This is a genomic window from Viscerimonas tarda, assembly GCF_054601255.1.
Window position 1 is genome coordinate 66,484 of sequence record NZ_BAAHWV010000010.1, and the last position, 22,091, is coordinate 88,574.

The 22,091-nt window shown below is 45.5% G+C and carries 16 protein-coding genes; 7 read left to right on the top strand and 9 right to left on the bottom strand.

Annotated features, from left to right (window positions below; all coding sequences use genetic code 11):
- Positions 1-227: 227 nt before the first annotated feature.
- Positions 228-1,619 (bottom strand): MltF family protein, encoded by a 1,392-nt coding sequence (locus ACYPWY_RS06155; protein ID WP_459684559.1) that lies wholly within the window; start codon positions 1,617-1,619, stop codon positions 228-230.
- 264 nt (positions 1,620-1,883) lie between these two features.
- Between ACYPWY_RS06155 and ACYPWY_RS06160 the strand changes: the two genes are divergently transcribed.
- The 5 genes from ACYPWY_RS06160 (at position 1,884) to ACYPWY_RS06180 (ending at position 7,715) form a co-directional block, all read left to right on the top strand.
- Positions 1,884-2,381, top strand: a complete 498-nt coding sequence (locus ACYPWY_RS06160; RefSeq protein ID WP_459684560.1) for a pyridoxamine 5'-phosphate oxidase family protein — start codon at positions 1,884-1,886, stop codon at positions 2,379-2,381.
- Between the two features lie 52 nt (positions 2,382-2,433).
- A complete protein-coding gene (locus ACYPWY_RS06165) occupies positions 2,434-2,562 on the top strand; it encodes a hypothetical protein (protein WP_459684561.1) in 129 nt (42 codons plus the stop codon).
- Between the two features lie 173 nt (positions 2,563-2,735).
- The gene (locus tag ACYPWY_RS06170; RefSeq protein ID WP_459684562.1) at positions 2,736-3,518 is read left to right on the top strand and encodes a sulfide/dihydroorotate dehydrogenase-like FAD/NAD-binding protein; all 783 of its coding nucleotides are present in this window, start codon (positions 2,736-2,738) and stop codon (positions 3,516-3,518) included.
- Positions 3,519-3,665: 147 nt separating this feature from the next.
- Positions 3,666-5,117 carry an NADPH-dependent glutamate synthase gene (gene gltA, locus ACYPWY_RS06175; RefSeq protein ID WP_459684563.1) on the top strand — a complete coding sequence of 484 codons (1,452 nt, stop codon included), beginning with the start codon at positions 3,666-3,668 and terminating at the stop codon, positions 5,115-5,117.
- A 174-nt stretch (positions 5,118-5,291) separates the two neighbouring features.
- Positions 5,292-7,715 (top strand): glycoside hydrolase family 95 protein, encoded by a 2,424-nt coding sequence (locus ACYPWY_RS06180; RefSeq protein ID WP_459684564.1) that lies wholly within the window; start codon positions 5,292-5,294, stop codon positions 7,713-7,715.
- Here ACYPWY_RS06180 and ACYPWY_RS06185 read toward each other — a convergent pair.
- The 8 genes from ACYPWY_RS06185 to ACYPWY_RS06220 form a co-directional block, all read right to left on the bottom strand.
- Positions 7,712-8,836: a hypothetical protein gene (locus ACYPWY_RS06185; RefSeq protein WP_459684565.1), complete on the bottom strand. Its 1,125-nt coding sequence runs from the start codon at positions 8,834-8,836 to the stop codon at positions 7,712-7,714. The two genes, ACYPWY_RS06180 and ACYPWY_RS06185, sit on opposite strands and share 4 nt — an antisense overlap.
- A gap of 29 nt (positions 8,837-8,865) precedes the next feature.
- Positions 8,866-10,047, bottom strand: coding sequence for an exo-beta-N-acetylmuramidase NamZ family protein (locus tag ACYPWY_RS06190; RefSeq protein WP_459684566.1), 1,182 nt, complete (start codon positions 10,045-10,047; stop codon positions 8,866-8,868).
- Positions 10,048-10,051: 4 nt separating this feature from the next.
- Positions 10,052-11,281, bottom strand: a complete 1,230-nt coding sequence (locus tag ACYPWY_RS06195) for an ABC transporter permease (RefSeq protein WP_459684567.1) — start codon at positions 11,279-11,281, stop codon at positions 10,052-10,054.
- Positions 11,278-12,447, bottom strand: a complete 1,170-nt coding sequence (locus tag ACYPWY_RS06200) for an ABC transporter permease (protein ID WP_459684568.1) — start codon at positions 12,445-12,447, stop codon at positions 11,278-11,280. Before ACYPWY_RS06200 ends, ACYPWY_RS06195 begins: the two co-directional genes overlap by 4 nt.
- A complete protein-coding gene (locus tag ACYPWY_RS06205; RefSeq protein ID WP_459684569.1) occupies positions 12,447-13,439 on the bottom strand; it encodes an HlyD family secretion protein in 993 nt (330 codons plus the stop codon). Before ACYPWY_RS06205 ends, ACYPWY_RS06200 begins: the two co-directional genes overlap by 1 nt.
- 87 nt (positions 13,440-13,526) lie before the next feature.
- Positions 13,527-14,978 (bottom strand): TolC family protein, encoded by a 1,452-nt coding sequence (locus ACYPWY_RS06210; RefSeq protein ID WP_459684570.1) that lies wholly within the window; start codon positions 14,976-14,978, stop codon positions 13,527-13,529.
- Between the two features lie 393 nt (positions 14,979-15,371).
- Entirely contained in the window at positions 15,372-17,837 is a 2,466-nt protein-coding gene (locus ACYPWY_RS06215) for a bifunctional UDP-N-acetylmuramoyl-tripeptide:D-alanyl-D-alanine ligase/alanine racemase (RefSeq protein ID WP_459684571.1), read from the bottom strand.
- Positions 17,838-17,859: 22 nt separating this feature from the next.
- A complete protein-coding gene (locus ACYPWY_RS06220; protein ID WP_459684572.1) occupies positions 17,860-18,876 on the bottom strand; it encodes a GSCFA domain-containing protein in 1,017 nt (338 codons plus the stop codon).
- A gap of 126 nt (positions 18,877-19,002) precedes the next feature.
- On the opposite strand from ACYPWY_RS06220, the gene cysS reads away from it, so the two are divergent.
- Positions 19,003-20,481, top strand: coding sequence for a cysteine--tRNA ligase (gene cysS, locus ACYPWY_RS06225; RefSeq protein ID WP_459684573.1), 1,479 nt, complete (start codon positions 19,003-19,005; stop codon positions 20,479-20,481).
- Between the two features lie 10 nt (positions 20,482-20,491).
- Positions 20,492-21,919 carry a cardiolipin synthase gene (gene cls, locus ACYPWY_RS06230; RefSeq protein WP_459684574.1) on the top strand — a complete coding sequence of 476 codons (1,428 nt, stop codon included), beginning with the start codon at positions 20,492-20,494 and terminating at the stop codon, positions 21,917-21,919.
- Positions 21,920-22,091: the final 172 nt, after the last annotated feature.

The window sequence follows — 22,091 nt, forward strand, 5'->3', positions numbered from 1 at the left end:
GAATGCGGTTTTTACAATCGCCATACGGGGCTGTCTCGAAAGTATTTTTGAACGCGAATTACGCTGATTACGCGAATTATCGCAATTTATTTATGGTTGAAATTCAATTAGATAAGAGAAATATATAGCGCTTATTTGCGTAAATCTGCGTAAATCGCGTTCTTTTGAGACAACCACCTCCATTAGTCGTATTATTCCCATTGGCACATTATTCTCATTATTCCATATTAGCTCTTCTTCCCCCTGAATTTCTCCCTGTTTCCAATAACGTTTCTCACATACCTCACGGTTTCGGTTCCTCTGAAATAGCCGTTTTTGCAAACCGGGTCGTTGTAGTATTCGGGTTTGCTTTTCAGTTCGATGTATTTTTCTACGCTTTCCCAGTTGTCGGGGTTGTCGCCGTATTTTCTGGCTAAGGCGCGGGCATCGTATATGTGTCCGTTTCCGCCGTTGTATGAGGCTAAAACAAATTTCATCCGTTCTTCGTTGTCGCTTATTCCCGAAAACAATTTATCGAGCTTGTTCAATAATTTTACACTGGCCATAATGCTCAGTTCGGGATTCAAGCGGTCGTCAGTCGATATTCCCATCGCCCGGGCTGTTCCGGGCATCAATCCCATCAGCCCCGTGGCGCCCGACCATGAGGTTAAATCGGTCTGAAACCGCGATTCCTGATAGGCGATTGCGGCCAAAAGCTGCCAGTCGTAATTCGATTCTCCGGCATATTGCTTAAACAGCTCATCAAAAACCGAGATATTGCCTTTGGGCAGGTTTTTCGGCACAATGTACTCCCCGTCAAAAGGCATTTTGCTCAGTTCAAAATATTTTTTTGTGATGCTTTTGTATATGGGCGTATTGTTTGTCGATTTTACCCATTCGTTCAAAGCGTTTGCCAGTTCGGGCGAAGTTTTGCGCACCGCCCACGACGACCGCTGGTCGAAACTCAAGGGCAACGAAATATGGATGTTGCGGAAATAGGTGCTATTCAGTTTGGCCACATAATCGTCGCTAATGGTGTATTTTATTTTGCCTTGCGCTACCATCTCGATGAGGTCTTCAACGCTCACCGTGTCTTTCTCCACATCTTTGATAATGATGCCATTGCCCAGCTCGGCATCCAGATTCAGCAGGCGTTGATGGTATTTTGTGTTGTGCTTTACATACACTTCCTTCCCTATCAAATCGGTAACATCGGTAAGCAGCGTATCGCCCCTGTCGGCCCGTTGAACAAGAACCTGATGCGATATTTGCGTAGGGCCGCAATAGATGACCGAATCTTTCAACTCGTTTTCTATGGCCACCGGAAACGCAATCAAATCGCCTTCGCCACGCTGAAGCATCTCGATTAGGCAGGCCTGATTTTCGGCAACTTTCACATTCAGTTCCAGACCGTAATGGCTGCAAAAATCCTTGCATAAATCATAGTCGTAGCCCATCGCCTCATCTTTGTAGATGAAATAGGCATACGAACTGCTAAGGGTTATTATAGTCAAGGTATCCGATTGCTTAATCTGCTCAAAATCAATACTCAACGGCTCCTCTTTTTCCGGTCGGCAAGCGCTGAAAAGCACAACAACAAGTGTGAGTATGGGTACAATAACGGCAATATGTTTTTTCATGGCGGCGTGTGTTTTATCCGGAACTTTTCGGTATCGGTAACAATAAGGTTTTAATGATATATTTCAAGTTTGTAACTGTCTGTTGTATATATGCTTATCAAAACAATAAAAAGCTCTGAGACCTTAAATAGCATAAACATTCCGCTTCAAATTTATAAAATAAAATCTTTTTTACGGCATAATCTCGTTTTTCAGCTGTATTTTAACATTCTAAACACTTTCAAATTTATTATCTTTACAGATTCTAAGCATAAAACAAGAGGTATGATTACAATAACAACAGAAGAACGGACGCTGATTGATGAAATTATCAAGAAAAACAAGCTCTGCCATGTGGCGATGGTCGATGTTGATGGCTTGCCCTATGTCATCCCGATGAATTTTGGGTTTGAGGACAATATCATCTACCTGCACTCGGCGCAGGAGGGCCACAGCATTTCGTCCCTCGAGGCCAATCCAACGGTGTGTATCGTCTTTTGCCCGGAGCCAGAACTGGCTTATCAGGACGAGGACGTAGCTTGTAGCTACCGCATGAAAGGAAGCAGCGTGATGTGCAGGGGAAAAGTCTGTTTTGAGGAAGATTACGAGGCAAAAGTCAAAGCCCTGGATTGCATCATGAAACAGTACTCCGTTAAAAAATTCACCTATTCGGCGCCTGCTGTTAAGAATGTGAAAATCTGGAGAATAGAAGTCCTGGAAATAACAACTAAAATTTTCGGGGTTCCCTATCCCAAATCGGGGAATATCAAACACAGGGGATAGGCGACTTATGGTATATAAAAATTTTATTTTAATTCTTAATTAGGGCAAACGCATGAAATTTTTTAGTACTACTATTACGGATGAGCTTCCTCCCTTTGGTCGGAATGACTGTCTCCTTTTTGGGAGAGGGGATGAGGAAGTGGCGGCGAAGCCGCCACTTCCTCATCCTTTAAACCACTAACAGGCGAGTCATTCCGACCAAAGGGAGGAATCTCCTGCTCATATCAGCAACTTTACCGAAAGGTGTAAGCAGTAAAATTTTTCATGCGTTTGCCCTAAATTCTCAATGTGTTTTTTACTGTATTATTGTTTAATTGTTTAAATTTGCATACATAAATTTTTTATCAGAGATACATGAATAAAATTACAGGCAAGGAGTATTTTTCGGCCAATGTTGTTAAGCTTGAGGTGGAAGCTCCTTTGATTGCTAAAAGCCGCAAGGCAGGGCACTTTGTTATTGTTAAGATTGGAGAAAAGGGCGAACGCATTCCCCTGACAATAGCCTCCTCCGACACCCAAAAGGGAACTATCACGCTGGTTATTCAAAACGTAGGCGCTTCTTCAAAGAAAATCTGCGACCTGAATGTGGGCGATTATATCACCGATTTGGTAGGGCCGCTGGGACGTGCAACGCATGTCGAAAAATTCGGGACGGTTGTTTGTGCCGCCGGTGGTGTGGGCATTGCCCCCATGCTACCCATTATCGAAGCCATGAAAAAGGCAGGTAACAGGGTTATTTCGGTTTTGGCAGCACGTACAAAAGACCTGATTATTCTGGAAAAGCAGGTCGCCGGATATTCGGATGAAGTAATTGTGGTAACGGATGATGGTTCGTACGGGCAGAAAGGGCTTGTAACAACCGGCGTAGAATCGGTTATTCAGCGCGAACAAGTTGATATGTGCGTTACCATCGGACCGGCGATTATGATGAAATTCGTATCGCTTCTTACCGAAAAATACAACATCCCAACCATGGCTTCGCTCAATACCATTATGGTTGACGGAACCGGTATGTGTGGCGCTTGCAGGGTATCGGTAGGTGGAAAAACCAAATTTGTTTGTGTCGATGGCCCTGAATTTGACGCCCACCAAGTGGATTTTGACGAAATGATCATGCGCCTGAAAGCCTATAACTAAAGCCCCTCCAACCTCCCCGGCCTCTATCCCCCTACGGGTACTTTCTCCAAAAGGAGAAAGGAAAAGGTAAAAGCTTTTGGAGGCTTTTTAATTCCCTCTGCAGGGAAATTGAGGGTTCAATTTGTAACTAAAAAACACTTATATTATATGAATGAACAGCGTAACGAACCGTGGAGAGACGAATTGCGGAAAAGCATGAAAGCCAAAGAGCGGTCTGATATATCTCGCGTACACATGTCCGAACTGGCTCCCGATTTCAGGAGCCGTAGCTTGAAGGATGAAGTAAACACAGGGTTGACCGTGGAACAAGCTTTGCTTGAGGCCAAAAGATGCCTCGATTGTGTGAATCCGACCTGTATTGCAGGATGTCCGGTAGAAATAAATATTCCCACTTTCATCAAATACATCGAAAAAGGCGAGTTTCTGGAAGCGGCAAAAACCCTGAAAGAAACAAGCGCCTTGCCTGCCGTATGCGGACGTGTTTGTCCTCAGGAAAAGCAATGCGAATCGAAGTGTATCTATATCCAAAAAATGGGCAAAGAGCCTGTTGCCATCGGCTACTTGGAACGATTCGCCGCCGACTACGAACGGTTAAGCGGGAAAATCGCCCTGCCTGTTGTGGCTGAGCGCAACGGTATAAAAGTGGCGGTAGTTGGCTCGGGTCCAGCCGGTTTATCGTTTGCAGGAGACATGGCAAAACGCGGATACGATGTAACGGTTTTTGAAGCCCTGCACGAAATAGGCGGGGTGCTCAAATACGGAATCCCCGAATTCCGGTTACCCAACGAAATTGTTGATGTAGAGATAGAAGTCCTTCGCAAAACAGGCGTGAAATTCGTGAAGAACTGCATTGTAGGAAAAACAATCAGCTACGAAGATTTGCACGACGAAGGCTTCAAAGGCATATTTGTTGCCAGTGGCGCAGGTCTTCCCAATTTTATGAATGTCCCCGGCGAGAACCTTATCGGCATCATGTCGTCCAACGAGTTCCTGACCCGTGTAAATTTAATGGATGCCTCCAACCCCGATAGCGATACTCCTGTGCAAATGGGCAAGAAAGTAGCCATTATAGGCGCCGGTAACACCGCTATGGATGCCGTGCGCACAGCCAAACGCCTCGGAGCCGAAGAAGCCATTATCGTTTACCGCCGGTCGGAAGACGAAATGCCTGCCCGCTTGGAGGAAATTAAACATGCCAAGGAAGAAGGTATCAAATTTATGACCTTGCACAGCCCCATCAAATACGAGGGCGATGACAAGGGCCGTGTGCAACGAATGCTTTTGCAAAAAATGGAACTTGGCGCACCCGACCCCTCTGGTCGCCGGAAGCCTGTTCCCATCGAAGGAGCTACCGAATGGATAGAGGTGGATGAAGTGATTGTAAGTGTGGGCGTTTCGCCAAATCCCCTGATTCCATCGACATTTAAAGGCTTGGATGTAACCAAGTGGGGCACCATCGTCATAGACGAAAGCACCCTGAAAACAGCCTTGCCGGATGTTTATGCTGGCGGCGATATTGTACGCGGCGGAGCCACCGTTATCCTCGCTATGGGAGACGGACGCAAAGCAGCAGCAGCTATGGATGAGAAATTGAAATAACAGCCCCCCTAAGTCCCCCCTGAGGGGGATTTTTGGCGCATCTGTTGTATGGGATTTATAATCCCATACAACGAAACGGGACTGTCATTGCGGGTCGGAGCCCGCAATGACAACCTCAGAAAAAGACTTTTGAGACAGCCCTGATAACTGAATTGAAAAATAAAAAAGAGTTCCATGAAACACATCAAACTAATCACACTTTTCTGTTTTATCACCTGTTCGTATGCTTTTGCCGAATTGGCAGAAGATAACAGTTCGTGGCATATGTGGTATAAAAATCCGGCCACACGCTTTGAAGAAGCTTTGCCTTTGGGCAATGGGCGCATCGGGCTGATGGTATATGGCGACATATACAAAGAGACTCTCAACCTCAACGAAGAAAGCCTTTGGGGAGGAGGCCCTGCCAATACCTCGGCGCCTGCCAATACCGTAGAATATCTAAAGCAAACCCGCGAACTCTTGTTTCAGGAGAAGTGGGGCGAGGCATCGAAGGTGTTGCGCAATATACAAGGGGCTAATTCCCAATCGTTTGTTCCCATGGGAGATATAATTATCGAACAACGTTATGCGCAGAAAAAAACGCCTTCACATTATGTGCGGGCATTGAATTTATCTCAAGCTGTCGCGTCCGTCTCGTTTTCGATAGATACCATTACCTACACACGCGAGGTATTTGTGTCGGCTCCAGACCAAGTTGCAGTTGTTAAACTGACAGCCTCTCAACCGGGATTCCTCAATTTCAGCCTCACCGGCAACACCCCTTTTGAAAATGCATCAATAACCGGATTGGGTAACAACGAATTTATACTGAACGGCCAATTGCCTGTCGATGTTAATTCAGCCCGCAATTTTCCGCTGATATACGAGAATGAGAAGGGACAAAAAGGGATGCGTTACCAGTACCGCGTAAAAGTGCTGCTAAAAGACGGGAGCATAACATCCGACCCGGCTTTGCAAATAACGAAAGCTACCGAAGCCATCATCCTGATTTCAGCCGCAACAAGTTTCAACGGATTCGATAAACGCCCCGACACCGAAGGAAAAGATGAAAACCAACTGGCACAGAATTACTTATCTGCCGCCGAAAAATTTTCGTATGACGAACTCAAGCAACGACATATCGCCGATTACCAATCATATTTCAACCGGGTGGTTCTTGACTTGGGAAGTCAGGATGTGCAAAACAAACCTACCGATGAGCGGCTGAAAGACTATGCCAAAGGGAGTAACGATCCGGCTTTGGAGGCGCTTTACTTCAATTTTGGGCGGTATCTGCTTATCTCCTGTTCCCGTCCGGGTGGAATTGCTGCCAACCTGCAAGGGATATGGAATAAAAATCAACGCCCTTCGTGGGGAAGCAATTATACCGTCAACATCAATCTGCAAATGAATTATTGGCCTGCCGAAATGCTGAATTTGAGCGACTTGACAGAACCCTTGATAAAGCAAATTCAGCATATTTCGGTTACGGGCGCCAAAATAGCGCATAACTATTACAACATGAAAGGCTGGGCGGCGCACCACAATTCCGATATTTGGGCGCATGTCAATCCGGTTGGCCACCAAACAGGCGATCCCAAATGGGCGAACTGGTCTTTGGGTTCTCCCTGGCTGTCGCAACACCTGTACGAACATTACAGGTTTAGCGCCGATAAAAAATACCTGGCCGAACTTGCTTACCCCTTGATGAAAGGCGCCGCCGACTTTTGTCTGGACTGGTTGGTGGAGAAAGATGGTTACCTGGTTACAGCGCCCTCAACATCGCCCGAAAATGTGTTTATTGACGATAACGGAAATAAAGGGGTGGTTACCATTGCCTCCACCATGGATATGGAGATTATCTGGGATTTGTTCACGAATCTGATTGAAGCCTCCGAAGTATTGAATGTTGATAAGGACGAACGCTTGAAATGGATGGCAGCAAGAGAAAAACTTTATCCGCTTCGCATCGGGAAAGAAGGGAACCTCATCGAGTGGTATAAGGACTGGAAGGACGAAGACCCTGTTCACCGCCATGTTTCGCATTTGTTCGGATTGCATCCCGGTCGCCAGATTTCGCCGGTTTTGACGCCGATATTGGCGGCTGCCTGTAAAAGAACGCTCGAAATAAGGGGCGATGGCGGCACCGGATGGAGCAAAGCCTGGAAAGTGAACTTCCAAGCCCGTTTACTCGATGGCGAACACGCCTACAAAATGTATCGCGAACTGCTATCGACTTCCACCTTGCCCAATCTGTTCGATACCCATCCTCCTTTCCAGATAGACGGAAATTTTGGGGGTATTTCGGGGCTTGGCGAAATGCTTCTTCAAAGCCACTTGGGCGAAATACACCTCTTGCCTGCTATTCCCCGGCAATGGAACAAGGGTAGCGTAAAGGGATTGTGTGCGCGGGGTGCATTCGAGATAGCTATCGACTGGGATAAGAACAAATTATCTTCGGCAATAATCCTGTCGAAAGCGGGCAATGACTGCAAAATCAGGACGGATGTTCCGGTAAAAGTAAAGGGTGCGTCTGCCAGGACTACAAAATACGAGGGGTATTATGTTACCGTATTCAAGACAAAACCAAATACAAGTTATACGGTCAGTCGCTTTTAATCGTTGCTCTTCTTGTCTTTGGGGTATAGGGATTTTATTGTCATATCGGGATTAATGTCGATGTGCAGGACTTCGTCTATTTCTTCTGCCACTTTTTTAATCTTGAAAGCGATTTTCTTTTTGACGTTAATCTCAATAATCACTATTCCCTTACCATCCTTGCATGTTTTCAGCGACCCGAGATCGGGGTCATAGCTCAGGGTTTTGATATTGTTCCTGTCCATATCAGCTTTTATGGAGGTGATTATTGCCGTTGCCGAACGGTTTCTCGCTCCATAGAAATTGGTGATAATCTTGCTGAACAGCGTATTCAACTCCTTGGTATCCTGCTTGGATAACACCTGAAAAAGGACATTGATTGTTTTTTTCACATTCTCCGATTCCTCTTCAGTCAAGTCCTTAATTTGCTTCAGATAATCGTGCCGTTCCTCGGCCATTCCTTTGTATAAGCCGGTAATATAACCGGATTGCAGGGTTTCGAGATAAAATTGATACGATTCGGCTGTATTGCTTTTTACGGCTGTCTCCCAACTTAAAGAATCCATCATTTTTTTCGCTTCACTCTTAAAGGGCGTATTGGGGTATATCCTCAGAAAGTTGTAGTATTCATCTATATCCGCCGAATTTTTCAGCTTTTCCCATGCCAACCGTTCCGTTTCGCGTAGTTTGCCAATCTTGCTCGAAGCCTCATTCCTGAACTTGCCCTGAGGGTAGGTCTGTAAGTAAATTGAATAGGCCACCGGCGTATTTTCTTCGATGCACGAATACCAGGTATTCAGTTCTATCTCCTGTTCTCTCCGCAAATCCCTGTCTGCGATAAAAAGATATACGCCCACAGCAATGCATACCAATACACCTGAAAGCGAAAAAATCAACACCTTTTTATTGATTCTTCCGGCTTTTTTCTTGTTATCTTCCAGCTGAACAGGCGCTATATCATCGGATTGGGGCTGTTCTTCGGCTTCAATAGCCGGTTTGTCCGGTTCGGTTTCTTCCGGCTGTTCCTCATCGACCGGAATAGTTACGAACTCCTTTTCTTTAGCCGTTCCAAGGCAGTCCTTGCATATTCCCTCTTCTTCATTTATTTGTTTTCCGCACAAAGGACATTGTTTGTTGAGCATACGCTTGGTCTGATTTTTATACAAAGATACTATTCGCTAACGTTATCAGGGTATAATAAATACTTTTTTCTCATTGTTTTATAGTTATTCAAGTCTTTTTTCCAAGTTGCGCGAATAGTTTTCTCATCCATTCCTTTAATAATCTGTTCTCTCAACTTGTTTGTTCCGGCCAGTTTATCCATAAAATCGGGCGATTTGAAAAAGGAGGGGGTTCTCCCTGCTTTTTTATAGAAATCAATCAGGTACTTTAGACTGAGGCCTCTTTCAACTTTTGCTTCCCTCAAATCAATTCCATAGCATAATTTACCTTTTTGCAAGGGATTTCTATCGAATCCGGGCAAAGACTCCGGCGTGAATGTGAATGAACCGAACTTCGGATTCGGAAAACCGATGACCTGAAAAGGAAAATGGGTGCCTCGTCCTATGCTTATAGTCGTTGCTTCAAAGAAACACAGGGAGGGATAGAGCATTACTGACTGGTCAGTCGGAAGGTTTGGAGAGGGCTTGATGGGGGGATAAAATGACTTCCCGTGAGTCCACCCTGTTACGGATATAACCGTTAACCGGCATGTTACTCTATTTTTCAACCACTTCTCGCCATTAATCATTTGTGCCAGTTCGCCAACGGTCAGGCCATGAAGCGCCGGAATGGGATGCATACCCACAAACGACTTATATTGGGGATCAAGTACCGGACCATCGATATAATCATTGGGATTGGGGCGGTCGAGGACGATGCATTCTTTCCCGTTTTCGGCACAAGCTTCCATCACGTAGTGCATCGTGCTGATGTAGGTATAGAAGCGTGCTCCTACATCTTGTATGTCGAACACAACGACATCCACATCCGATAACTGGCTCCTGGCCGGCTTTTTATTATTGCCGTACAACGATAATATGCTGATCCCCGTTTCCCGGTCTTTTCCGTCAACAATAGTTTCCCCGGCGCCGGCATCTCCCCTGAAACCATGTTCGGGAGCAAAAATCCGGGTGATGCTTACCCCATTTGCCCAAAGGGTATCCAACAAATGTACGCCGTTGCTCAAACAGCTTGTCTGGTTGATAACAAGAGCTACTTTTTTGTCTTTCAGCAAAGGTAACAGAACCTCCAGGCGGTCGGCGCCGACTTTTAGCGCTGCCACATCTCGATTTTGCGATGAAATGGCTATAAAATGGAGAAATAACAGCAGTAATAAACCGGACTTTTTCATTGTTTCAATGTTGATTTCTTATTTCCGAAGAAGTCGTTCCTTTTTTCAATTGGCCTTTGTATAAAGGGTCATAATTGGCAATCCACCATTTGTACATGCCTGTTGCCAGCATACAATATACAAAAGCCTGTATCCACAACGCAATAAACTCGACCTGTATATCGGCCAGGGTAGCGCCCATCGTATTCACCTTAACAAAGGCATGAATAGCCGGAGTAGAAGGTATAATATATCCTATGGCCTGTAAAGGAGCAGGTATAGCTGTCCATGGCCACGATATACCCGAAATGAACAGGAATATAAGGCTCGTAAACACAAAAAGTATAATCACAAACTCGCGTTGTGAAACAAAGTATGACAAAGTCATGGAAAAAAAAGTAGCGGCTAAGAGAAATGGCGCCAAAAACGCCAGAATAGTCAATGGATTCCCTATCTGGGGCAGCTCAAACAAGTAAGGGACGACCCTCAGAACCCAAACCGCGATAAGCAAGTAAAGCGAGCTGTAACAGATTGCTTTTCCGATTGTTAAGTGCAGAGACGAAATGGTTTTCCCCATTTTACCGGAAGAAGCTACCGAGAATCGCTTTTTATCGTTATGCGTCCCCACTATTGTGCCAATGCCCAGCATCAATGTTTGTTGCAGTACCAGAATAAGGATGGCTGGCACCAAAAAGCTGGCAAATCCATTGGGGGTATTATATAGCGCGACCCATTCATAATCAATTATTTGCATGGTAACGGCATCCTGCGCCCGTGTGCCGAATCCCAGTTCCTGGACGCGTATATCGGCGCCCATATTCAAAGACACTTCTGCGGCCGTTAATAAAAACGATTTGTAGAACAACAGGCTGCTCATATCGGAATAAACCATTACCTGCGTCTGTTGCATGGTATTGATATTGCGCGAAAAATCGGAAGGAATGTACAAAATGCCGAATGCTTCTTTCCGTCTGAGGGCTTCCCTTGCTTCTTCCATATTCGAGACCATCCTCACAATCTCCACATTGGGAGATGCATCGGTTTTGCGAATAAATTCGCGCCCGAGCGAAGAATGGGAATCGTCCACAACAACCATCTTTGCATCGCGAACAACCTCATTGTTGTAGATAAATCCATACAACAAGGGGTATGCTAAAGGTACCAGAAAGAAGATAAATATGACCACTTTATCCCTGAAAACGAACTTAAATTCGTTCATGCATACGTGATATATGTCAACAATGGCTCTTTTCATTCTTCATATACATTGGCTAGTAAAAACTTCTTTATTCGGAGGAAAAACAAACATGCAACAGCCATAAACGTCAGCATGGCCGCATAATAACAGGCCGAATAGCCCATCTCCAATCCATTCAGCGCCTGATCGACATAGACCAGAAAAAAGTACCGGAGCGGAAATAAATAACCTAAAGCCAGCAAAGAGGGACTCATCGCCAAAGATGGAAACGAGAAGCCTGAAATAGAAAAAGTTATCATTCCCCACAAACTGGATATGCTCAAGGCTGAACGGTAGTTGGCAAAAACGCCCAGCAATATAAGTCCCATTCCCTGTGCCGCTATTATCAAACACAAATAATTGAGGCACATAGGCAAAAAACCCGAATTCATCGGGAATTTATTGTAATAGTAGAGAACCGACATATACAGCAGGGCAACGATAAAAAACAGTATTGTGTAGGGTAATAATTTACCTGTCACCACTTTTATTATCGACCCGTTCCCCATCTCCATCAATTTTCTGGCTGTCCCCGATTTCACTTCCGAGCCGAAACACGAAATGGTAAATACCATGATCATCAGGTTTAATATGCCGGGCAATATCGTATTGTTCAGATAGACCGAGTAACTCAGCCAGGGGTTTCCGATGGGATGAGACTCTACGGATATGGGTTGGAGCACAGGCATAATCTGCTTTTTGCTGTAACCTTTAGCTTCAGCGATCTTTAGTCCAACGGATGCGGAAGCCAATACCGAGATAGTTCGGAGGTCTTGAAAAAGCAATGAGCCGGATATAAGAAAGGCATTGTTGGTATAAAACACCAGTTTCGGGCGTTCGCCGGATACGGCTTTTTGCGAAAATCCGTGGGGAATAGTCAGCACGGCAAAAACCTCCGCTCGCTCCATTCTCATGCGCGCTTCCCTGAAAGAAAGGCTTTTAAATTTAACCGTTGTTTTGGGGAATGCATCCAATTGCCGGATTAGGGAGCGCGATGTAACCGTATTATCCATATCGACAACCGCAATAGGAATTTTAGATGGCAATCCTTCGCTCATCATATAAACAAAAACCGCCATAGACAATAGGGGAACAACCAGTATTCCCCAGATGCATATCTTGGAAGTGATTATACGCCGCCACTCCCTGCAAAATATTACATATATGCCGGTATCGGATTTCATTAATTGTGTTTAATAATCAATGACATACCCGGTATTACATCGTGCGCGTCCTGTACAAAACGCGCACGCACTTCAAAGGTCTTCCGGTCGTAACTGCCTGTGGTTTTAGTCGCTTTCCAGGCCGCGTACGAACCTAAATCTTTCAGGTAATAGACTTTCATATCCACTTCCTTGTCCAGCGCCGGAACATACACCCGAACGATTTCGCCCATCTTAAACTGAACCAGCAAGTCTTCACGCACATTAAAAGCGCCCCATTTATCGTAGTATGTCATTACATTCAGTACAGGCGCACCCGATCCCACCAATTCGCCTTCGTGCGGAAATATCTCGGAGACCTCGCCATCGACAGGGGAAATCAAAAAAGTTTCGTCAATGTACGAATCTACTTCCGCCACAGCGCCTTTTGCTCTTTGCAACAAGGCGTTTGCCGCCAGTTTGTCTTCCTTTTCGGCGCCATTCACAGCCATATCGTATTGCGATTTAGCCGCTTTTTCGGTGGCGATTGAGGCCTTGTAATTTGCTTCGGCTTCGTCGCGTTTTTGGGCGGTAGTTACGCCTTTGTCATACAGGTTCTGTATCCGGTCGAAGGATTTCTTTGCTATCTCGAGACCGGCTTTGGATTTTTGCCACATTTCGTAGGCGCCTTGTATTTGCTCTTTCCGCGCCCCTTTTATCGCCTTTTCGTTTTGGGCGGCTGCTCCCTGTTCGGCGGCAGTGGCCTGCGACAATTTGGCCACCACATCGGGTGCGCTCAGGATGGCAAGCGTATCGCCTTTCTTCACCAAGTCGCCTTCAGCAACCAAGTACCGCGAAACACGTCCGGGAACTTTACTCGAAATTCGGATTTCCGTTACCTCGGCCTCTCCCTGAATAATATTATCCTTCTGGTTGAGGAATAGAAAGCCGTAAAGTCCGACTGCCACAATAACAACAACAAATCCCACGATAGGAATAAGTTTAGAGCCTGTTTTTTTAGTTGAGGTATCCATATTATGTTCAAAGTTTTAAGTTCAAAGTTCTGTGTAGAGACGTATTAGCCCCCCCCGTAGGAGGGATTCAAAAGCCTCCCAAAGCTTTTACCTTTTCCTTTCTCCTTTTGGAGAAAGTACCCGTAGGGGGATAGAGGCAGGGGAGGTTTGGAGGGGCTGTTTTCCTAATACTTTATTCAAATAAATCTTACACAACTTCAGGTCGATTTGAGCATCAATAAATTCCGAATGAGCCGACATCCAGGCTGTTTGGGCGGCCAGCACATCGGACGATGAAATGACGCCTTCTTCAAATCCCACATTGGCATACCGGAGGTTTTCATCCGCCTTCTTCCTGTTCTCTTCGCTCATCTCCAGCTTTTTACCGGCTTCGTTCAATTTATAAGCCGACTGATTGACCTGCAATTCAATTTTTTCTTTGGCCTCTTCCAATTCGTATTGCTTGATGCGCGTTTGCGATTTGGCCGCATTCAGCTTTGCCGAACCGGACACAAAATTCAAGGGCGCTTTTAGCACGACCCCCACATTCCACATCCCATCAAATTTCTTTTCAAGACCATTGAAGAGGTTGGGGTTTGTCCACAAGTAATTGGCGGTGAGGGCTACTTGCGGCAAAAATTCGGACAAGGCTATTTTTTCTTGCTTTTTGTATATTTTGGTAACCAAGTCCAGGCTCTTTATTTCGCCTCTGTTGGCAAGCGCCTCCGAAATATTGGGCATGGTGGCTTCAACTTCCGCTTCGCCGAGGTTTTCTATATTTTCATCTTCGAGAACAATATTTTCCGATATTGCCAAACCGCAGACTTGGCAGAGAAGCATTTTGCTCAGGCTCAGCCCATTCTCTACCTTTGTCAGGTTCATTTGCCCTTCATTCAGCTTCACGCTCACTGTCAGCACATCTGCTTTGGTGGCAACGCCTTCTTCCTGCATGGTAATAACATCCTGCTCCATCTTTTTCAACAAATCGACATACGACCTGGCCAGCTTTTCCTTGTTCGAGAGCGACACAATTTGCCAGTAAGCATTGTCAGTTTCTACGATTAAATCGGCCAGATAGGTATCTTTTTGAGATTTGGCAAGTTCTTCGGCGTATTTTTGTATATCGTTGTAGGCAATAATTTTTCCACCCATAAATACGGGTTGCATCAGGCTAAAACCGCCGACCCATATATCTTGTATCTCTATTTTCCCTAAATTCTTAATATTATCGGGCAGCGGGATTTCTGTTCCGGGAGGTATCGGCCATTGGATGCCCGGGATAGGCGGCAGCTGCGGCATTGTTACCGAAGACGGTAACAAATTCAGGTTTCGGCCATTGTGCAAATAAGCTCCCTGAAAAGACAGTTCGGGAAAGTATTTGGTCAATGCTTCCTTTTTCTGATAATAGGCAGTACGTTCCTGCTCGGAGGCTACTTTCAGGTTTTTGTTGTTTTCAATCGCCAACTTGCGGCAATCCTCAATGCTCAAGCGTTTTTGAGCCGAAACAACCGGTGCAAAACAGCCAAGCAATAAAATTAAACCGATGCATTTCCTTTTCATAAATCTCCATTTGTAAAAAGCAGAAAGATGTTGTGTAACCAAGTAATTACGCAAAGATAAAAATATATCTCATTTTATTCGGGTTGCAGCATCTTTTTTTTAGGGTAAACGCATGAAAAATTTAGTACTACTGTTACGAATGAGATTCCTCCCTTTGGTCGGAATGACTCGCCTGTTAGCGGTTTAAGGGATGAGGAAGCGGCGGCTTCGCCGCCGCTTCCTCATCCCCTCTCCCAAAAAGGAGACAGTCATTCCGACCAAAGGGAGGAATCTCCTGCTCATATCAGCAACTTTACCGAAAGGTATAAGCAGTAAAAATTTTCATGCGTTTGACCTAATCTTTTTTTGCTATTTGTTTGTAAAATATATTCAACAAACATCAAAGCTAATAGTTCACTCCTTAAAGTAAATACGTTTAACGCGGGACGAAATGGATGTAAGAATTTCGTAAGGTATGGTTTGCATCCTGTCGGCCAAATCAATCAGATTGGGGTTCTCGCCGAAGATAATGACCGGATCGCCTTCTTTTATCTCAATGCCGGTTACATCTATCATGCTCAAATCCATACAAATATTGCCCACGAACGGCGCTAATTGGCCATTGACCAACACCTTGCCAACTCCATTCCCCAAGCGGCGGCTCAAGCCATCGGCATAACCGATGCGGATGGTGGCAATTGTTGCGTCATGGTCCAATGTCCCTTTTCGTCCATAACCGATAGTTTCGTCTTTCGATATATTTTTCAGCTGTAAAATAGTTGTTTTCAGCGTGCATACATTCTGCAAGCCATCCAAGCCGCTGGCGCTGATACCGTATAGTCCAATGCCCAGACGTACCATATCCAATTGCTCATCGGGGAAACGCTCGATGCCTGCCGAGTTAAGAATATGGCGCAGAACAGGATAGCCGCATCCGGTTTCTATTTCCTTGGTGATGTACTTGAACTTGCTTATTTGCTCGTGCGTAAAGTCATCGAAATTCCAACTTTCGCTTGCCGCAAGGTGCGAAAACACCGAAGACACCCGTAAGCCTTTCTGTGCCGACAGTATGCTATTCAGTTTTTCGAGGTCATTTTCGTCAAATCCCAGTCGGTGCATACCCGTATCTATCTTCAGATGTATCGGGTAATTGGTTATTCCGCGTTTTTTGGCCTCGCGGATAAACGCGTCGAGTATCCTGAAATTATAGACCTCCGGTTCGAGCTTGTTGCTAAACAAATCGTCGAATCCGTTGACCTCGGGATTGAGAACAATTATCGGCAGTTTTATCCCTTTTTTCCGCAATAATACGCCTTCTTCGGCAATAGCTACGGCCAGATAATCGCACTTGTGGTACTGCAAGGTTTTTGCTATTTCGGCAGCTCCCGAGCCGTAACCGTCGGCTTTCACCATACAAACTAGTTTGGTTTCGGGCTTCAACTTCGACCTGTAAAAATTAAAGTTATGGCTGATGGCGTCCAGATTCACATCCAGAACGGTTTCGTGGGTTCTCCTTTCCAACAAAGCGTTAATCCGTTCAAACCTGAAATTGCGGGAGCCTTTCAGCAAAATAATCTCGTTCTGGAAGTCGTTGTAAATGCCCGATTTGATAAAGTCGTCGGTTGTGGTATAAAAGTAACTCTCAATCTTGGCGAACAGGTAGCTGTAAAGCGAAATTTCTTTTCCTATACCTATTATTTTTTCTATCTTTTTCTGAACAACCAAGTCCAATACCCTGTTGTATAAGGCCTTTGCTTGTACGCCCGATTGCAAAATGTCCGACACAACAAGCGTCTTTTTCAAGTTGGCGGCGGCGGCGCGCTGTATCAGAAAATCGAGCGCTATCTTTAGCGAATGAATATCGGAATTGTAGGAATCGTTGATTATAATCGTGTTCGATTTTCCCGAACGCACCTCCAGGCGCATGGCCACAGGTTCCAATGTCGGCACAATTTTTTGCAGCTCGTCCAATGGCACATGCAAATAGCACGCCACAGCCAACGCCGCAGTGATGTTGTCGATAGAAGCATCATCAATAAAAGGCGCTTCTACCGTAAAATCGAACTGAAGAAACGAATACCGGATAAGCGTGGACGATGCCTGTTTCTGCGTCTTAATAATCTGCAAGGGGCTTGTATCGGAGTGCTTTCGCGACCAGGTAAGCCTTTTTTGCGAAAGGAGCAGCTCGGTCATGCATTCCTCAATCAAACTGTCGCTTTCCTCACACACAATCACCTCGCAATTGGTGAATAATTCCAGTTTTTCGAGGCATTTTTGCTTCAGGGTCTTAAAATTTTCCTGATGTGCATCGCCTATATTTGTAATAACGCCGATGGTCGGGCTAATTATTTTTTCGAGCTTCGCCATTTCCCCCTCCATGGATATACCGGCCTCAAACAGTCCGATCTGTGAAATCTCGTCCAACTGCCAAACCGAGAGCGGCGCTCCTATTTGCGAATTGTAGCTCCGGGGCGAACGGGTAACATTGAAGTGGTATTGCAGCAACTGGTATATCCATTCCTTCACAATGGTTTTTCCGTTGCTGCCGGTTATTCCCACCACCGGAATATCGAACAGACGCCGGTGGTATGCCGCTAATTTTTGCAAAGCAGCAAGCGAATCTTCCACCAGCAGAAAATTAGCGCCCGTATAATCCGACCATTCGGGGAGTATTTTTTCGACAACAAAATTACGCACCTGAAAGCCATACAGCTCCTTCACAAATTTGTGCCCGTCATTGTTCTTTGTTTCGAGGGCAAAAAACAGGCTTTCTTTCGGGTAAAACAAATTCCGGCTATCTGTCAGTAAATGGGTGATGGATGCATCCTTGAAATCTTTATTTTCAAGCCCCAATACGCTTGCGATTTCTTTAATTGTCATTCTAAATTTACGAATTAATATATCATTGCGGGCTTGACCCGTAATCTCCCTGGCTAAATATCAGTTGATCTTCGAGAAACTTTTTTTCATTTCCTAGTTCAAAGTAAGGGTATTTCTGTTGAAAAGAATTGAATTTTAACAAAGTTTGCCTTAAAAATTGTTGATGCACCGCTGTTCCGGGGTTGAAGGGACGGTGATTGATGGCCTGCTTTAGGTTGCTCCATGCTTTTATGACTTGCGCTGTATCGCTGTCGAAGAAAGCTTTGGCAAAAGCTTCCCATATATAAGCCTCCGCCAGGGCATTGGGATGCACCATGTCTTCGGCATAAAAACGGTAATCGCGAAGGTCGTCCAAAACCAGCTCGTAGGATGGAAAGTAATAACAATTCTCGAACTGCTTTTGAATTTCGTCTATTGCCAACAGCAGAATGGCTTTACTCAGCTGGTTGTCGTGCGCTCCATCTTTCCAATGGCGGATGGGGCTTACCGTGAACAACACATTCAGCGCGGGATTGTCCTCTCTCAACTTTTGGATAAGCGACGACCAATCGGCAACTATGTCGCTCACCGTCAACCTGTAACGCTCGAAATCTGTTGCCGGAAACTTGTGGCAGTTCGATACAATGCTGTTCGATGCCCGCTGCTTGAAGACATAGGAAGTTCCGAAAGTGATTAAAAGGGTATCGGCGTGATGCAAATCTTCGGAGGCTGTTTTCAGAGATTCATTGAGTTTGGCCAAGCAGGCGCCTTTATCGGCATCCGAAAAATCGCCGTGATGAAAGAAGCTGTGAAACAGATCGTTGTGATAAACAAGCTCGTCCTCCGAAAACAACTTGCCGTCCTGAATCCGGTGCAGGGACATGGCAATGGATGCCGGATTGTAAAGCATACCAAATGGATTTACATTGACATCGAATTTATTGTCCTGCAACAGCTTGCCGACAGCAGAGGCAAAACACGAACCAAACAACATCAATTTCGATTGGTGGTTGATGGTCAATTTCGACTTTTCCAGCTCTATTTTTGTTCTAAATTCCATAATTGCATCAGTATTGTGTCTATGGATGCAAAAATAATAAAAACTGCTGCCTGGTTAATACTTATTTATTCTTATTTTTGTAATTCCAATTTAAAAATAATAGTTTTCGCCATCAGTAAATAAGATATGGAGCAGAAATTAATGATTTACAATACGCTTACACGCGAAAAAGAAGTTTTTGAACCGCTGCATGCACCTCATGTAGGGATGTATGTTTGTGGCCCCACCGTATATGGCGACCCGCATTTAGGACATACCCGCCCGGCGATTACATTCGACCTGCTTTTCAGATACCTCAAACACATTGGCTACAAGGTGCGCTATGTGCGCAACATAACCGATGTTGGACACTTGGAGAACGATGCGGACGAAGGCGAAGACAAAATCGGTAAAAAAGCACGCCTCGAGCAGTTGGAACCCATGGAAATTGTGCAATACTACACGCTCCGCTACCACAAGGCGATGGAAGCCTTGAATGTTTTGCCCCCCAGCATCGAGCCTCACGCTTCGGGACATATCATTGAGCAGATTGCCATGGTGAAAAAAATACTGGAGCATGGATATGCTTACGAAAGCAATGGCTCAATCTATTTCGATGTGGAGCAGTACAACAAAAAATACAGCTACGGCATCCTTTCGCATCGCAACATAGAAGAGTTGCTGAACACCACCCGCGAACTTGACGGGCAGGAAGAAAAACGCCGCAGCATCGACTTCGCCCTGTGGAAAAAAGCTTCGCCCGAACACATTATGAAGTGGCCTTCGCCCTGGAGCGAGGGTTTTCCGGGTTGGCACATCGAATGTTCGGCAATGGGCGTCAAATATTTAGGAAAAGAATTCGATATACACGGGGGAGGCATGGACTTGCTGTTCCCGCATCACGAATGCGAAATAGCCCAGAACACCGCCGCCGAAGGACGTCCGGCTGTTAAATACTGGATGCACAACAATATGATCACCATCAACGGACAAAAAATGGGTAAATCGCTGGGGAATTTCATCACCCTTGAAGAGTTTTTCGCCGGTAGCCACAAATCCCTCGAACAGGCCTATTCGCCTATGACAATCCGCTTCTTCATCCTTCAGGCGCATTACCGCAGCACCATCGATTTCAGCAACGAAGCCCTGAAAGCTTCGGAAAAAGGATTGGCGCGCTTGCTCGAAGCTTATTCAAAAATTGGGAAAATCCAAGCTTCGGCTACTTCAAGCGCCAATGTCGGCGATATTCGCAGCAAGTGCTACGAGGCCATGAACGATGACCTGAATTCGGCAATCGTCATTTCGCATCTGTTTGAAGCGGCTACCATCATCAACTCGACCATTGCCGGAAATATTAGCTTGACAAAAGAAGATACGGAGGAACTAAAATCGGTTTTCGACATTTTTCTGTTCGATATTCTGGGAATAAAGGACGAAGCCCGAAGCGGCGATAACAATTCGTATGAGGCTTTTTCAAAGGCGGTGGACATGCTGCTGCAAATACGCGCCCAAGCAAAAGCCAACAAAGACTGGGCTACATCCGATAAAATCCGCAACGAGCTGACGGCTATCGGCTTTGAAATAAAAGATGGAAAAGACGGAGCCGAATGGCGGCTGAATAGTTAACAAATGACTTATGTTTTCGGGGAATAATATCTATTTAATTTTTCAATTGCTTTATATCCTTACGGCCATAGGGGTGGTAATTGTTGTTATATCCGAAAACCGGAATCCCCTGAAAACCATTTCGTGGGTATTAATTCTGCTGCTGCTTCCGCTTCTGGGGCTTATTATCTACTGGTTTTTTGGCGAAGACAACCGCAAACACCGCCTCATCTCCCGAAAGATGAAGAAGAAACTGAACCGGAAGTCGCTAAGTTCGCTCGAGCGGCTGGAGGCCTTGAATCCGCCCGACGAATACCAACGGCTGATTTCGTTATTGAACGAATCAGGCGAATTTCCGCTCTATGGCGGAAACAAGCTGTGTTTTTATTCCAACGGCGAGGATAAATTTGAAGATTTGTGCCGCGAGATTAAAAAGGCAAAAAAGCATATCCATATACAATATTACATCTACATGGACGATGAAACCGGTAGCCGCTTGCGCGATATACTGGTCGAAAAAGCAAAAGAAGGTGTAGAGGTGCGCCTCTTGTACGATGATGTTGGGTCGTGGAAAGCTAAAAACAACTTCTTTAGGCAAATGGAGGCAGCAGGCGTTATGGTTACGCCTTTCCTTAAAGTAGTTTTCCCCTTGCTGACCAGCAGGGTTAACTACCGGAATCACCGCAAGGTGGTAGTCATTGACGGAAAGGTGGGTTTTATGGGCGGAATGAATATTGCCGACCGGTACGTAAAGGGCTTACCCAATGGCGGGGTATGGCGGGATAGCCACATCAAATTGGAGGGAAAAGCGGTGCATGGTCTTCAATCGTCTTTTATTACCGACTGGTATGCTGCCCGAAAAGAATTTATTGCCTCGCAAAAATATTTTCCCGAACTGGAAGATTGCGGGAGCGCCATTATGCAGATTGCCACAAGCGGTCCTACCGGCGAATTCAAAGAAATACACCAGGGGATTTTTCATGCCATAGCCAATGCAAAAAAAAGCATCTATATTCAAACGCCCTATTTTATCCCGACTGATAGTTTGCTGCTGGCCTTGCAAACAGCCGCCCAAAGCGGGGTGGATGTCCGGCTGATGCTACCCGAACATTCCGATACCACCTTTGTGCATATTGCCTCCATGTCTTTTATCAAAGGCCTGTTGAATGCCAGAATAAAGGTCTATTTCTTTAAGCCGGGGTTCTTGCACTCAAAGCTGATGGTTATCGACGATTCGTTGGTGATAACAGGTTCGGCCAATATGGATGTTCGCAGTTTTGAACACAATTTCGAGATAGATGCGTTCATCTATGACGGGATGGCGGCAAAGGAGGCCAAAGAGATTTTCAGAGCCGACATGTCGGATTCCGAACAGCTTTTTTACGAAGAATGGCTCAACCGCCCCTCTCGAAAACGTTTTATGGAATCATTATTCCGGCTGCTCACGCCGCTGCTTTGAATGGAGAATTGCGCGATGTTCGTAGGGGCAGACCCTATGTGTCTGCCTTCGGCGGGTTGTGTGTTTTAGATGTATTCGATACGCCCCTGTGATTGGGTCGGCGATTGGGCAGACACATAGGTCTGCCCCTACGGATTATCGGCACGGTTAGGAGATTGCGGGTCAAGCCCGC